At 38.2% G+C, this 16,085-nt stretch carries 7 protein-coding genes and 1 pseudogene; 3 read left to right on the top strand and 5 right to left on the bottom strand.

Annotated elements, in window-relative coordinates:
* Positions 1 to 435: 435 nt before the first annotated feature.
* The 5 genes and pseudogenes from JI747_RS20530 to JI747_RS13830 form a co-directional block, all read right to left on the bottom strand.
* Positions 436 to 791: pseudogene (locus tag JI747_RS20530) on the bottom strand (RHS repeat domain-containing protein); the annotation flags it as partial.
* Positions 792 to 1,002: 211 nt separating this feature from the next.
* Entirely contained in the window at positions 1,003 to 1,521 is a 519-nt protein-coding gene (locus JI747_RS13845) for a hypothetical protein (RefSeq protein ID WP_225689485.1), read from the bottom strand.
* Between the two features lie 2 nt (positions 1,522 to 1,523).
* Positions 1,524 to 4,997, bottom strand: coding sequence for a DUF6443 domain-containing protein (locus JI747_RS13840; RefSeq protein ID WP_225689484.1), 3,474 nt, complete (start codon positions 4,995 to 4,997; stop codon positions 1,524 to 1,526).
* A 6-nt stretch (positions 4,998 to 5,003) separates the two neighbouring features.
* Positions 5,004 to 7,892, bottom strand: coding sequence for a hypothetical protein (locus JI747_RS13835; protein ID WP_225689483.1), 2,889 nt, complete (start codon positions 7,890 to 7,892; stop codon positions 5,004 to 5,006).
* A 5-nt stretch (positions 7,893 to 7,897) separates the two neighbouring features.
* Positions 7,898 to 9,541: a T9SS type A sorting domain-containing protein gene (locus JI747_RS13830; RefSeq protein ID WP_225689482.1), complete on the bottom strand. Its 1,644-nt coding sequence runs from the start codon at positions 9,539 to 9,541 to the stop codon at positions 7,898 to 7,900.
* A gap of 693 nt (positions 9,542 to 10,234) precedes the next feature.
* On the opposite strand from JI747_RS13830, the gene JI747_RS13825 reads away from it, so the two are divergent.
* The 3 genes from JI747_RS13825 to JI747_RS13815 all read left to right on the top strand — a co-directional run bounded on the left by JI747_RS13825 (position 10,235) and on the right by JI747_RS13815 (position 15,951).
* Positions 10,235 to 12,637, top strand: coding sequence for a hypothetical protein (locus JI747_RS13825; RefSeq protein ID WP_225689481.1), 2,403 nt, complete (start codon positions 10,235 to 10,237; stop codon positions 12,635 to 12,637).
* A gap of 79 nt (positions 12,638 to 12,716) precedes the next feature.
* Complete coding sequence (locus tag JI747_RS13820) at positions 12,717 to 14,840, top strand: Tex family protein (protein WP_225689480.1); 2,124 nt, start codon at positions 12,717 to 12,719, stop codon at positions 14,838 to 14,840.
* A gap of 292 nt (positions 14,841 to 15,132) precedes the next feature.
* Positions 15,133 to 15,951, top strand: a complete 819-nt coding sequence (locus JI747_RS13815; protein WP_225689479.1) for an RIP homotypic interaction motif-containing protein — start codon at positions 15,133 to 15,135, stop codon at positions 15,949 to 15,951.
* The last annotated feature ends 134 nt before the right edge of the window (positions 15,952 to 16,085 follow it).

Genomic DNA, 16,085 nt, shown 5'->3' with positions numbered 1-16,085 from the left:
TTCTTTCAAAATTGCCAAAATTTGGCTGTCTGTAAATTTACTTATTCTCATATCCTAAAATTAATTGTTTTTTCTAGTTAATCTTAGGGTTATAAATTGTCCAGTTTTTAGGGAAACTTACAGATCAGCGGCAACCGTATTGCCTGATGGACTTGTGGTTACAGTATTACCCATGAATGCCCCACCAACAACGAGCTCGTTTTGAGGCGTAGTGTATGTGTTTTGCGCATTGACATTGACTGTAACCGAATGATTATCAATAGAATTAACCAATTGTTGTGCGTCAGTATTCAAAGTTCCATTTCCTGCTGGTGTGTAAGTCACCTTGCCTGCCTGATCCATAGATAAGTTTAGTTGACCTTGAACTGATTTTTGTAATTCGGTGAAAGCCGCCTGTCGCTCTGCTCCAGTGATCACAACATCAGTTCCTTGTCTTCCATCCGGATCAATAAATCTCAAAGGATTGTTAAAAGCATAATTATAAGGACTATATCTTCTCATCTTTTCCGCCAGTGGGTCAACCACACCCCATCTACCCAAATCTGGCATATAGAATCTGGCTCCATAATCATACATTCCTGAATCCGTCTGTAATTCCTTACCATTGTACTTGTATTGGTATGAAGAATTTCCAGCCGTAGGATTATACCCTTCATGCTTTAATCCAAATGGATAATAATTATTCTCTTCCAGCACTTCTATAGCTTTCCGTTATTAAAGTAACTTAATCTTACATTTCCTAAATGATCCGTGTAATTGTAGATATACTTATTATTTCCAAAATCAATCCATCACTAACTCTGATACACTAAGAATGATCTTCAATCATTTGCATATGTTTTTTTCTTCAAAAATATACAAGAGTAAATGTTCCCTACCCTTGCTTTAAAATAGCTCTTTCAAATAAGTATTGAAAATCAACGATTTATTTTTGAAAATATTCATCACTAACTCTGAAACATTACCTTTATTTAACACATCACAGCAATCGTTTGGAAAATATTATATTCCTTTATGCTCTTCTTTTATCAACTTCCATTTTTCTTCTTCACAAGAATATTGAAAAATAATAGTTGAGCCACCACCGTATGAAAATTCATACTTTTTATTTTTCAAATGTAAACTTGCATCAAGGATATTGATTGTCAGAACACTCCCATTAAGATTAGGGATTATTTTCCAAATATTTATCCCTTTTTTCAATAGCTTTCTATTTTTATGATCCTCGATATCTATTGTTTTTAAAGGAATAGCAACTTTTATATTTTCTAATTTCACCGATGAAGAATTATGGTCTATTACATACGTATTATTAATTGTATTTTCTAAATTATTTATATATATATTCCAATTATCATCTTGTCTATTTTTTTTCAATTCTTTATTATAAAATCTGTATAAATCGTTAGCTTTTATTACAATAGCTGAATCTATTAATTTTTTTAAATCATCTTTTTTTTTATTTTGTGAATAAATATTACCAAATATTAACACAAAAAAGCATATTATTATTTTTCTCATAACTATTTCTTATTTGGGGTTACAAAATACTTTTGAGGAACTGTAGCTTGTACACCTTTATTGTTATAAATATAAACAGTACCATCTCTTCTGCCGAAAACATACTCACTTTTATTGTGTCCACCTTCAATATCTCCTCCTCTAAATGAGGGTGCTTGATTCCATTTGCTAGTGTCCTTACCTTCTATTTTTACACCACTTGGGTGATCATGAAAAGTAACTTGATCTGTAAAATAGGTAGTAATTGAAATGGTTGCCGTTTGATCAACCCCTGGAACTCCTACCTTTCCAGGAGGAGCTTCTACAACCGTACCATCTTTTTTGATTCTACCACCATACTCTCTATTATTCGCATCGGATGTTCCTCCTTTTCCATCGTCTTGGTTTACAATATTTACCATCGATTGCCTTGTATCTGCACTGCTTTCTATCTCTACACTATTATCATATGCAATGCTGTTAGCTTTAAAAGCATCGGTCTTACCTGAATTTTCTGTGATGAATTTTTCTGTAGATTTTCTGTCTTTATTAGAAATCCCTTGAGAGGGTGCTCCAGAGTCAAAACTTGTCTTCGTTGTTTTAACTACATATATTTTTTTATCATCAATACCATCATTACCCAGATATGTTCCATCTTCACTTATGAAATCCCCTTCTAATCTTCCATCTGGATCAATAAATCTCATGGGATTATTGTAAGCATAACGATATGGTGACCAGCCTCTGTTAATTTCCGCCAGTGGATCCACCACACCCCATCTTCCCAAATCTGGCATATACATTCTTGCTCCATAATCATACATTCCCGAATCAGTCTGTAACTCCTTACCATTGTACTTATATTGGTATGATGAATTTCCAGCCGTAGGATTATACCCTTCATGCTTTAATCCAAATGGATAATAGTTATTCTCTTCCAACACTTCTATAGCTGTCCCGTTATTAAAGTAACTTAATCTTACATTTCCTAAATGATCCGTGTAATTGTAAATATACTTATTTTTCACAAAATCATAGTACCCTTCCGCTGTTGGGTAGAATTGTAATGCAGTCACAAAAACGGTAGTTCCTCTAGGCCCGCTTTCTGCACTTCCTTTATACTGAAAACCATCTAAGTAATCCGTAATCTCTGTGGAAAGCTGAGTGGCTGTTCCAAAAGGATCATAGGGGGCAAACTTGTATGTTTTTTTCACTTTTACCCCATCTGCACGGTACAGATAAGAGGTATTGTTTCTTAAAATCCCTGTTCTTGTCGAAAGTCCTGCATTGAATAAAAGAGATGACGGAAGATTAAGGAAATTATAACCTATTCCTAAAATCCCTTTATCTACATGACTGGTCATATTTCCATTGAGATCATAAGGAATCGTATTTCCTGAAGTATCCGGATACCCATTGTACTGACCTGAGAGGTCGGTAACACTGTTCAGCCTGTTTCCTGTATAGCTGTAGCTAAGGTCATCGATAGTCATTGCTGTAGCGCTTCCTGTCAGAAGCCCTTCGGATCTTTTCAGATTGGTAATATTTCCGTTCAGGTCATAGTCGAGTTTCTCAAAGTATTCCTGAGCCGATGGATTGGTATCTTTCTGATAAAAACCTGCCTGCAATCTGTTTAATCCGTCATAAACATAGCCGTAGCGTCTCAGATTATCACCAGATGTAGTGGCTGTTTTCCAGGATACTTCTGCTATATTTCCGTTGTATTTAGGCTTTACTTCCAGGTTAGGAAAATCTGAATTGGGAAACGCCAAACCCTGCACCTGATTGTAATTGATCTTATATCCAAAAAGGTCTGTAGTTCCCAGGTTCACAGGATCATTGATCTGCGTCATCCAACCTCTGATATTGTAGGCATAATTAACTTCCTGAAGACCAATCCCTACAGTTGTTCCTCCCACTTTCTTGGTGGTCAATTGAGAAAGTTCATTATAATCATTCTGCGCCAGTATTTCTTCAGCATTATTATCTACTTTATGCTTGTGAACTTTCAGCCTGTTCTGGTTGTCGTATTCAAAAATCTCAGTGATCACTCTTTCAGTATCGGTAGAGAGTCTTTTATGATACGTAAGAGTCTGTTTAGCCAGTCCTGCAAAATCAAGCTCAGATTCTGTTTTGGTATAGCCTCCCAGATGGTTGATGGAATGGGTGGCGATTACCCTTCCTTTGGTGTCGTAATAGCTGTAGCTCTTCGTCCAGTTATCATCTTCTATGTTTTTCACATAGGAAGCCAAAGGCAGCCCTTTAGTACTCAACTCTGAGCTCATATTGTCTGTTAATACAACACTCTGATTAGGAATTGTGGGAGTAAAAACGGGAGTCCCTGCCGGATAGGTATCGTAGTAATTGACAGACAAAACTGTTTCAATATCCAGAAAGTAGGTATTGGTATAGTAAACCTGTATTCCACTTTTTGAGTATCCATTGGTATTCCTTGATTCGGCTATGGTAAAATATCCTGCCTGGTTTTGCATATTCACTCTGTCTCCACCTGCAAGTATTCCTGTCATAATTACTCTTCCGAACTGATCATATTTGGTGAATATCCATTTGCTTTTGGCATTCAGATTGGCATCCTGAGTCATGATGAGCCTGTCTGCTTTATCATATACCATATATTCCCAGCCTTTTCCGGGAACTTTCTTTTCTACCAGGCGGTTTCTGCCATCATATTTGTATTGGTAGCAAAGGTTGTTTAGAGTCGTTTCATCAACCGCATTGGCCGCAGCTGCCAATGGCGGGATAACATAAGCCAGCTGATTGTAGTTGTTATATACATAATAGGTATCTGCTTTGGTATCCGTATCGAGCATTTTTCTTACCATTACCACCTGCCCCTTCCAGTTTTTAAACTCTATGGTCATATTGCCGTCTTCATCGGTTACCGTATTCTTATATAATTCACCCGTTGCATAAGATGCTGGTGATAAAACAATCCCGGAAACAAATGTAGAATAATTAAAGCTAGCAGTATATTTTTTTACCTCACCGTCTGTACTGGTACCATAATCAAATTGTACAGGCTTATTGCTCCATGCATCTCCCACCTGCTTCTGGCTTAAAATTCTATCTAAGGGAGAGTTTTCCACTTGCTTTTCTGTAAATATCCTGTCTCCATTATAAACATTATTGGGATCTGTAACCGGATAAGGAATTAATCCTGATGCCTGAGGATATATGGAGCCATTAGTGGTAGACTGCTGGGGAATAGGCAGATACTCTCTGGTCTGTCTGCCAGACCCGTCATAGACAATGGGAGTGGCAACATCTCTTCCTAATGGGGAAGCTTTTATATTCACCACCTGCTTGGCCCTTCCCAACCCATCAAAATACTGCACCGTTTCTGAGGTTCTTACATCAGGCTTCGTAGGATCGCTTAAATACGTTTTAGAATACACGTAATTTTCTGTTGTGCTTAGCTGAGCATGGGCAGCGCCCCCCATCAACAAAGCACTTATAGGAATCATCATTTTTTTCATCGGGTATTAGTTTTTGTAGTTGTACTTGAATTCTTTTACCGTTTTATAAATCAGGTTTCCTGCTGCATCTTTCTCCTGTTGCTTTATTTCTTTCAGGCGCTGGGTGGCATCATAAAGATAAAGCTCCCGCATACCTGATGGCTGTGTAATGCTCGTTATTCCTATAAAAGGATCATAAGTATAAGTAGATATCTGGGCGGTAAGCAATGCAGGCTGTTTTCTGAAAGCGTCTAAAGCAGAGATTAATGTTCCTTCATTGGCAGGGTCTAAAGCATCAGCATCTGAAGCCGAGACAATATCTGCTGCCAGTGCGCCAGCTACAGAATAAGGGCTCCCAACAATTTTAGCAATAGGCTGCGTCCCTCCGTATCCCCAGATTATAGAAGTTACAACGCCCTCTTTTGTAGTGTATTGCAACAAATTACCATTTGCATCATACTGGTCATAGGTAAGCTCAGCAGACATTGCTGCAGTCTGTAGATCTTGCGACAAAACAGAAGTAGGAAATAAGTGAGACGGATCATCATATCTGTTTTCCGTTTTAGAGACAAGATTGTCATTCAGTTTAGTTTGTGTCTCAATAAGCTCTTTAAACATATTTTTGTTTAAGAGCTTCGTAAGCTGTTTGCTGTAAGGATAAGAATAGTAGGTTTCGCTGATGTCTCCATGATCATTAGATTCTTTAGTATACTCTACATTAAAGTCATTTTTACTCACAAGAGTTTCCTTAAAGGTAGTTGCTGTCCTGTTTTGTGGGAAATACATAGTATTGGTCACCTTATGTTTCTTTATAAAGACCGGATAAAGGGTTGTGTAACCTGCCGCATTTTCAATAATGAATGAATCAGCGTCTAAATTTTCGTAGGTATATTCATGGTTTTCGGAAGCAATTTTTTCTTGGGCTGCGCTAAATAGCTCTTTGCTCAATAACAAACCTTTGTTATTGATATCTTCCAGATAATTATAGTATTGAAAAAAATATCCGTCATCCATCCCAAAAAATGTATATTTTGTATATCCGCCATCAGCATCCACTTCTTTCACATTCTTATAAATAATATTTTTATTAATTTCAGTATCTCCATACATGGTAATAAAATCTGAGCTTTTATTGAAGCTTATAAAAGGAGAAAGGTTTCCGCTTGATGCATGGCTGTCTGAGAATTTTTCATACACATAGTTTTTAGATTTTGAAGGGGTAGCCGAAAATTCAGAATCATAATATTCAATACTTTTGATTCTTGCCCCATACTTACTTTTATAATTGTGCTGGGCTACATCTGTATCTGTAAGCTCTGATACCGAAAAATTTCCGACCCCTGTCGTATTTCCTGTAATTGTTATGGTATGCTGCCCGGCCATTGCCACCGGAATATAGATTCTGCCATATCCATCTGCGGTCATCTGTATAGGTTCATTGTCAAACATCGGGCCTATAACCGGTATTGTATCGGGATCCAACAGCGGGTTGGGATCATACCCTATCACCTGAAAACACAATATAAGCGATCTGTGATCCGGAATATTTGTTGACCCTGGAGTCACATTAAAAGTGAATACAGTATTCTTTTTTGTATTAAAATTAAAAGAAGCAATTTGTTTATAATATTGTGTTTCTTTGTCATGCGCATATATAGTTTGCGGTCCTGTAAGAGGATCGTTGGAAACTGAAGTTCTGTTAAAATAATATTGATTGGATTCAAAATTGAATTTTACAAATCCTTTTGTAGGCAATATCATTTTTGAAAGAGTTCCTATAGTAGAATATTTGGGGTTATCCGTCCACTCTCTTATAGGCTCGGGGTCAGAAGGACATACATCAAATCCAAAGTTTGGTGATGGTCCATAATCCTTTTCTGTACCTGTGCTGTTATACGTAAATGAATAAGCTTCTATTTCATTTCCCTGTCCATTTTTCCTGGTTATTTTATCAAGAGTGTTGGTATCATAAGTTACCTTATTCGTTAATGAATATTTATAATAAACCAATCCGCCGTAAGTAAAATCAATCTGCTGAATGAGCTTATTTTGGGGATCTTTTAATTCAGCCTTCTTAATAAGATAGCAGTCAGACATATGGGTAGAATTAGATTTATATCTGTTTTGAGGGTAGTAATCATATTCCAGATTGACCTCACCATATCCGTTTGAAATAATCCTTTTAGGTTTATAATCCGTATATGACAAAAGATTATCCTCTATATAAGAATATTCTGCGTACTCAATACTAATGATTTCCTGATTCCTAGGATCAAGTACTTTACTCAGGTAATAAGCCCCCTTATGATTATAGCTGTAAGTACGATCCAGAACCTTATTGGCTTTGTCAAAAAAATATTGATTACCATATTCATCTGTAATTTTAAAACTCAAAATATCAAAATAAGCAGTAGGAGAATTGGTAAACTCTATTTTTTCTTTAGAAGTACCTAAGTTTTGTACTTTAAACGTATTATCATTCATTTTCCTGAAAATAAATTTACCCGACATCCCAAAGGCATTGAAGTAATAAACATCATTGAACTGAAAAATATCCATATTCATAAGGGGATTATTGGCATTTTTTTCATCAGGGCCTCCAATTACCGCCTTAGAAATAACATTATTTGTATTCATCAGACTCCAGCCCAGACCAACATCAGAAGATTTCTGAAATCGTCCTGCATTTTTAGAATGATAAGATAAATTGACATTAATATTGATATTCTTATTTTTGGTAGGCAAAGAAAATCCCGGCAAATCTATTTTGGGAACCCCCGTAGAAATATCAACCGGTGAATCTACATAGGTAGACAGATAAGAAACCGTAGGGATAGGTTTGAAAATATCAACCGTGGTATTCTGCGCATATATTTTTATACAAAATAGCGTTAATAGAAAGATTATTTTTTTCATCATATTTATTTCTTAATCAGTTTAGCATTCGCTGTTTTATTTGTATCCGTTTTTATCGTAATCAAATAAGCCCCCTGAATCAAAGGCTGCGTATTGATCTTCGTTACCTTGTTCTTAGTCTTCAGACTCTGAAGCTGTCTTCCCGCCATATCATACATCATAATATCTGCTTCCTTGAAATCAAACCCGATCTCTACATATGCATAATCCGATACCGGATTCGGATAGATCTTAATATCCTGCTTCTCTATTAACTGATCCACCTGTTGATCACCCAGCTTTACAATCTTCCAGTTCTCCTTTCCTAATTCCTCAGCGCTCGTTCCTGCCAGAATAATAGAACCATCTCTGTTTAATTTAATATCCGAAAGTCTTTCCTCTCTCTTTCTCGATTCTCCCTTCACATGTTTTCTCCACTGCTCATTGCCATTCTCATCGATATACAGCATCCAGAAGGTCTCATCATCGGCTTCTATTCTCCCTTCTGCCTGAGTGTAGCCTCCAAGTAAAACTCCTTTAGTAAGGTCTTTATTCTTTTCTCTTTCATCTTTTTTCAGAATCACATGCATGCCCATCAGAACATCTCTGTTCTTAAAGTTGTAGGATTTCTGCCAGATCTCTTCACCTCTTTCATTTAATGAAATCAGCCAAAGGTCGGTTCCTTCTTCTACGCCTACGGTTTTATTGCCTGAGCGTTCTGAACGGCTTTCTCCTCCTATGATAAATCCTGAGGTAGTCATGGCTAATGTTCTCAGGTGATCGTCTCCTGTTCCGCCATAGTTCTTTTCCCATTCTACTTTTCCGTCTTTGCTGAGTTTAATGATCCAGTAATCACCTTCTCCGAAGTTGTTCGTGGTTTTTGGATAACGGGATACGGGATTCGAGGTGGCAGTACCTGTACCCGAATTCGCCCCCGAATCACTCAACCCGGAACCCGAACCCCGCATCTCGGAACTCCTCGAATAGATTCCCAGTAAAACACCTCCGTCTTTTGTCGGAATCATTTTTTCTACTTCGTCTAAGCCTTTTCCGCCCAGAATAAGTTGAGAGATTTCTTTTCCGTTTTTATCTAATTTTACGATGAGAACATCCTTTGAACCGTAACCTTGTGCAGAGTTTTGAACATTTCCTGCCACAAAGAATCCTAAATCGGTGGTTTGAATCACGGCTCTTGCTTCTTCATCGGAGGTACTGCCTATGGTTTTCTGCCAAAGCTCATCTCCGAATTCATTGATTCTGATGAGCCAGATATCGGAGCCTCCTTTGGAGTCTTCTTTTTTATCAAGACCTTTTCCGGAAAAAGTGGTACCCGCCAGAACGAAACCTCCATCCTGCGTAGAAAGGGAAGCAGACAGATAGTCATGGTTCTTCCCTGCGAAGTATTTTTCCCAGACTTCTTCGCCCTGCTGGTTGAGTTTCACCAGATGAAAATCGTAGCCATTATTTTGCTTTTGGCTGCTGGCTGTTTGCGATTGGCTTTTAGATTGAATAGAGCTTCCGGTAATTAAGTACTGAAGATCTACGGTCGGGGTCACCTGGCTTAAGAAATCCTGTGTAGAGGATTTGATGTCTTTCTGCCATAGGACTTCCTGAGCCGATAAGCTCAGAATCATGCATAAGAAGTATGCACTCGTGTAGAGTTTTTTCATCCTGTGTTTAGTTAAGTTTCTTGTTATTAATTATTGAAAACGCTGCAAAAATATTGTTTTTATTTTAAAATGATGAAATATTTGTGAATATTCGTATTTTATCCTCTTTTTTATTATTCTTAATGCTGGTAAAGCAAAGATATTACTGCGCTGCGACAAATTATGTCGTGTCTTATTTTACAATCATTAAGATTCACACAAATCAGCTGAAACCGGTTGGTGAGCTGTCTGTAACCAGTATCTGGCTGGTGAAAACCACTTGTAAAAGCCCTTGCAGCCGGTTATTGAAGTGTCAGAACGCGGTTGCTAACTGCTTGCAAGGGCCTATGTAAGTGGTTTCTACCATTTAGGAAACCCCTTTTAAGGGGTTGGGAACCGGGTATACCCACCTAGAGAAGTCCCTGTCACCACTTCAGCAACTGGTTGCAGCCACTTCAGGACCACCTTAGGGGTGGTTCGGGACCGGGGTAAAAGAGGTTAGGAATTAGCTATATCAGGAAACATTATACATGCTTTTTATTTTGGAATCCCTATTCTTTTATATATCCGATGCACCACAGGCTCATCAAAAAATTGCATGATCAGACTATACCGGCAAAAACCCTCTCTATCATTCTTTAATCCTGCGATCTCATAAAATAAATTTTGAATTACGTTTGAAAAATGTATTTTTATGCCCTTAAATAAAAAATGATGAAAAAAATGATCTTCACATCTTCTTTGATGTGGTCTTTAACGCTTTTTGCACAAGGCAAAGCTGAACAAGCCTTAAAAATCTTTGAAGAAAAATACCCTCAGGAAAAAATTCACCTCCTTTTTGATAAGAAAAGTTATGTGGCAGGAGAGAACCTGTGGTTCAAATCTTTTATCTATACAGGCTATGAACCTACTTCTGTTTCTACCAGCTTATTTGTAGAGCTGTATGACAGCAACAAAACACTTCTTGATAAAAAGATGATCCCTCTGCTTAATGGTGAAGGGAACGGAAATTTTGCACTTCCGGAAAATATGAAAGAAAATGTGTATTATATTCGTGCTTATACTACATGGTCTACCAATTTCAGTGAAGAGTTTCAGGCGATACGATCTGTTGAAGTCTACAATCCGTCATCTCCCGAAAAGCTGATGATAGATACTGCTTCGGGATGGAATGTTACCCTGCATCCGGAAAGCGGTACTTTTATTGATCAAATCAATACAAAATTCGCAGTAAGGCTACATTCAAAAGGACAAAAACCATTGAACTGGAAGGGGTATATCACAGAGCTCGCCCGTCCGGACGTAAAGCTTACCTCCTTCAAAGGATTTGATGAGAATATAGGATCTTTTAAACTGACTCCTGAGCTTGGAAAAAAATATCAGCTGACCGTTGAAGATGATAAAGGAAAGAAACAAACAGTGGATCTTCCTGAAGTCATTTCTGCGGGGATTAATCTTCAGATGGAAAGCAGCCCTGAGGCAATAAAATATTCTCTGGTTTCTAAAAATATGGGAACCGAATCACAAACATATACAATTTTGGGGACCATCAACGACCAGATCGTATATAAAGCCAAGCTGAATACTTTATCTGATAAAATATATACAATCCCTACTGAAAAGCTTGTGAACGGGATTTTACAGCTAAGCATATTCAACGAAAAAGATGATCTGCTTTTACAAAGAATGTGTTTCATTCAGCCTAAACATCTGCAGGTAAAAAAAGCTGAACTCTCAAAAATATCTTTCAACGGGGCTTCCCGGTCTCAAAATATCTTTAATATCACAAACTCTATTGATTCTCCTAACTATACTGTTTTAGTTTTAAATGGAGACAGTAAAAGTACAGAAGATGAGAACAGCTTTCTAAGTACACTCCTGCTGACAGGAGATATTTCTACCGATCTTGAATCTCCTGCCCGATATTTCAGAAAAGACTCTGATGCTGATGCATTGGATGCTGTTTTAATCTCTGAAAAATGGAAAAGATATGATTGGAAAATGATCATGGCAGGAAGCTATCCGATGATCAAGAATAAAACAGAGCCTTATATCTCTTACAAAGGAAAGGTTACCCTTTCAGGAAAACCGGCAGCCAATACGGATCTGAATCTTATATTTTCTATGCCAGACAACGGAACAAAATTTTATCAGATCAAGACGGATCAAAGTGGGTTCTTTGCTCTTCACGGGCTTATGTTTGAAGATTCTATAAAATTTTCTTATCAACTGAATGACCCCAAAATCCCTAAGGAACAAGTGCAGGTAATCTTTCAGCCCAATTACTCCTACATTCCTCTAAGGGGAGCCTTACCCCGGTCTTATTATACTTTGCAGCCCCGCACCCCGGAAGACCAGACCTCTCCTGAAGTCATTAAATATACGGAAGCCAAGAATATGTATAAGGTAATCAATGAGAAAGCAACCCTTATAGAAGAAGTTAAAATTATAAAGCAGAAAAAAAATCTGACTAAAAAACTTAATGATGAACTGAGCAGTCTCACGTTTAAAAACAGCAATGAAGTAATATTCGATTTTGTAAATGACATCAATGCCGGCTCATATATGAATATCCTTGACTACCTTCAGGGCAGAGTTGCAGGATTACAGATGCAGAAACAGGGCTTTGATGTCACCGCTACCTTCAGAGGCGCTCCTATTTCTATTTTCCTTGATGAAATGCCGGCCTCGCCTTCACAGATATCTTCGCTGCCTTCATCAGATGTAGCGATGATAAAAGTTATAAGAGGCTATTTTGTAGGAGGTACTGGCGGTAATACCAACGGAGCAATTGCAATCTATACAAAACGGGGCGGTGTCTCAGGAAACATAGACAACTCTTCTAAGCCTACCAATTTGAAGCAAATTACCTTGAAAGGCTATGATAAGGAAATAGCGTTTTCAAACCCGGACTATAGCAATGAAAGCTTTAAAAACATTTCAAAAGATACACGAACAGTGCTCTATTGGAACCCATTCTTAGAGATTCAGCCCAAAGAACCGGTAAAGGTAGAGTTTTATAATAACGATGAAACAAAGGATTACAGGGTTATCATTATTGGATATGACTCCAACAGCTTTCTCCCTGTTTATTATGACAATGTATTGAAGCCATAATTTTTAAAGCCTGATCTCTTTTTGATCAGGCTTTTTATTAAGGTTAAAACTTAGTATTTTAGCCATTCAAAAAATTGAAATGAATACGACAGGCTATATACAGCAGACCCTCAATATATCAGAAAAAAGTATCAGCGCTACCTTAGCATTACTGGCAGAAGACTGCACGATTCCTTTTATCTCGCGCTACCGTAAGGATAAGACGGGAAACCTGGATGAAACGCAGATCGAGCAGATCGCTAAGCTGAGTAAGCAGTTTGAAGACCTCATCAAAAGGAAGGAAAGCATTCTGAAATCGATTGAGGAGCAAAACGCCCTGACTCCGGAACTGAAACAGAGAATTGAGGAAAGCTTCGACCTTCAGGAGCTGGAGGATCTGTATCTCCCCTTCAAAAAAAGAAAGAAAACGAAAGCCGATGCCGCAAAGGAAAAAGGCCTGGAACCTTTGGCCAAAATCATCATGAGCCAGAAAAACAACGACCTGTTGTTTTTGGCTTCCAAGTATGTGAATGATCTGGTTTCTTCTGAAGAAGAGGCCCTGCAGGGGGCCAGAGACATCATGGCAGAATGGATCAACGAGAATATGTATGTAAGAAAGAATCTCCGCCGCCTGTTCCAGAGAAAGGCTGTGATAAGCTCTAAAGTGGTGAAGGCGAAAAAGGAGGAAGAGGAGGCCCAGAAATTTTCCCAGTATTTTGAATGGGAAGAAAACCTCAACAGAACGCCTTCTCACAGGTTATTAGCCATGCTGAGAGCAGAAACGGAAGGCTTCGTCAAAACGAATGTAAGCATCGATAAGGAAGAAGCGGTAGATTTTATTGAGAATGCCATCATTAAATCTAATAATGAATCGGCTGAGCAGATCTCATTAGCCATCAAAGACAGCTATAAAAGATTGCTGGAGCCCGCCATTTCCAATGAAACGTTACAGGAAGCCAAAGAAAAAGCAGATAAAAAAGCGATCGAGATCTTTTCTGAAAACTTAACCCAGCTCCTCCTCGCTCCTCCTTTGGGCGAAAAGAGAATTCTGGCAATAGACCCAGGATATAAAAGCGGCTGCAAAATTGTCTGTCTGGATGAAAAGGGAGATCTTCTGCATAATGAGACCATCTATCCCCACGCTCCGCAGAATGAAAGCGGAATGGCCATGAAAAAGATCCGGTCGATGGTGAATGCTTATAATATTGATGCGATCTCCATCGGAAACGGAACGGCGAGCCGTGAAACGGAGTTTTTCATAAAAAAAATCGCTTTTGATAAGCCTTTACAGGTTTTTGTGGTTTCTGAAGCGGGAGCATCGGTATACTCTGCAAGTAAAATTGCAAGGGACGAATTCCCGACGTATGATGTGACTGTTCGTGGTTCTGTTTCTATCGGAAGACGTTTGGCAGATCCATTGGCAGAGCTTGTAAAAATAGACCCAAAGTCTATCGGAGTGGGACAATATCAGCATGATGTAGACCAGACCCAGCTGAAAAACGAGCTGGATGCTACGGTGATGAAGTGCGTAAACTCCGTCGGTATCAACCTGAACACTGCCAGCAAATCTTTATTGAGCTATGTTTCGGGAATCGGAGAAAAGATGGCAGAGAATATTGTCAACTACCGGACTGAAAACGGAGCATTTGAGGATAGAAAGCAATTGAAAAAGGTACCGAGATTAGGAGAGAAAGCATTTCAGCAGGCGGCAGCATTTGTGAGAATTAATAATGCTAAAAACCCTCTGGACAATTCGGCTGTACATCCTGAAGCGTACGGAATTGTAGAAAAAATGGCTAAGGATCTGGGAATTAAAACGCATGAACTGATTGCGAATAAGGAAAAGATTGCTTTAGTACCTCCTGAAAAATATATCACTGAGGATATCGGAATCTTAAGCATTAAAGATATTCTGAAAGAACTTGAAAAACCGGGACTGGATCCAAGAAAAGCGGCGAAGGTTTTTGAGTTTGACCCGAAGGTAAAAAGCATTAAAGATTTAAGAACCGGCATGGTCTTGCCGGGAATCGTGAACAATATCACGGCTTTCGGATGTTTTGTCGATGTAGGGATCAAAGAAAGCGGGCTGGTTCATATTTCCCAACTGAAAGACGGTTTTGTTTCCGATGTCAATGAGGTGGTAAAACTGCATCAGCACGTTCAGGTAAAAGTCACGGAAATTGATGAGGCCAGGAAGAGAATACAGCTCAGCATGATTTTATAAAAACAATGAATAAAAAGCCACTGTTTAAAGGATTTAAACAGTGGCTTTTTATTTACAGTCTCCGCCTTTAATTTTATTTCATATGGTTACGAGCCAAAATTTCAGGTACTTATTTGGGGTGACAGGACACCGTGATTTCCCGTAACAATTATCCGGTAGATAAGAAAACCCATAAACGGTTAGTTTTAATACCGTATCTGGTGATTTTACTAATTTACAGGAGTTTGGTGGTTTCTTACTTTGGTTTTGCGTCTACCTTTGTCTCACTATTAACCAATTAATTTTTACTAAAATGAAAAATTTTATTACTGGTGTTTTTACACTATTGGCAACAGGATTTGCATTCGCTCAAGCAAACATTGATGTGAGTACTCAAATGGGAAACTTAAATGTAGCCACTGTGAATCAGGCAGGACTTCTTAATCAAAATTATCTTGTACAGGACGGTAACCGTAATAGTGCAGATATTGATCAGACCGGAGCTTATAATGTAAATATTGCTTCGAGCCATGGTAACAGAAACTCTATTGATGTAGACCAAATAGGTTTGGCAAACGTAAATGTAACGAATCAGTATGGAAACCGAAATTCTGCCAAAACATGGCAAGTAGGAGCCTTTAACTCTACTACCCAAACACAGATCGGTAGAAGAAATGATGCGACTTCCACACAATGGGGATGGGGTAATGAGGTAGTACAATACCAGGATGGTAGAAGAAATGAAGCCTCTGCTTTACAGATAGGAATCGATAACAGTGCTACACAGGTACAGTTAGGAAGAAGAAATGATGCTTCAGCCGTACAACTTGGAAACGGAAACTCTATTATACAATATCAGGCTGGTAATGATAATATGGCTTCTCATACTCAGGTAGGTATGGATAATGTGGCTATTGCTGCGCAAGTAGGTAATGATAATTCAGCAACAGGAGTGCAGATAGGTTCTGACAACGAATTGTATCAATTACAGATTGGTAATTCGAATACAGCAATTGATTATCAAATAGGAAATAGTAATATGACATCAGTAAGTCAATTTGGAACTTACAATTTCCATTTAGGAACTCAGCTTGGAAATGGTAATTCATTGACAGTAGTACAATCTAACTAAGAAGTTAATAAGCAATGTAAAGGAGAGGCATTTTAGGCTTCTCCTTTTCGTTTTTCAATACCCGTATTTTCACTACCGAATGTAACTGGAAACAATGATTTTCATGGTGTACCCTATTCATGTGTTTTGTGGAA

The organism is Chryseobacterium tagetis, from assembly GCF_016735585.2.
Taxonomy (GTDB): domain Bacteria; phylum Bacteroidota; class Bacteroidia; order Flavobacteriales; family Weeksellaceae; genus Chryseobacterium; species Chryseobacterium tagetis.
The sequence above is the reverse complement of the archived record's forward strand: the minus strand, read 5'-3'. Positions and strand labels throughout refer to the sequence as shown.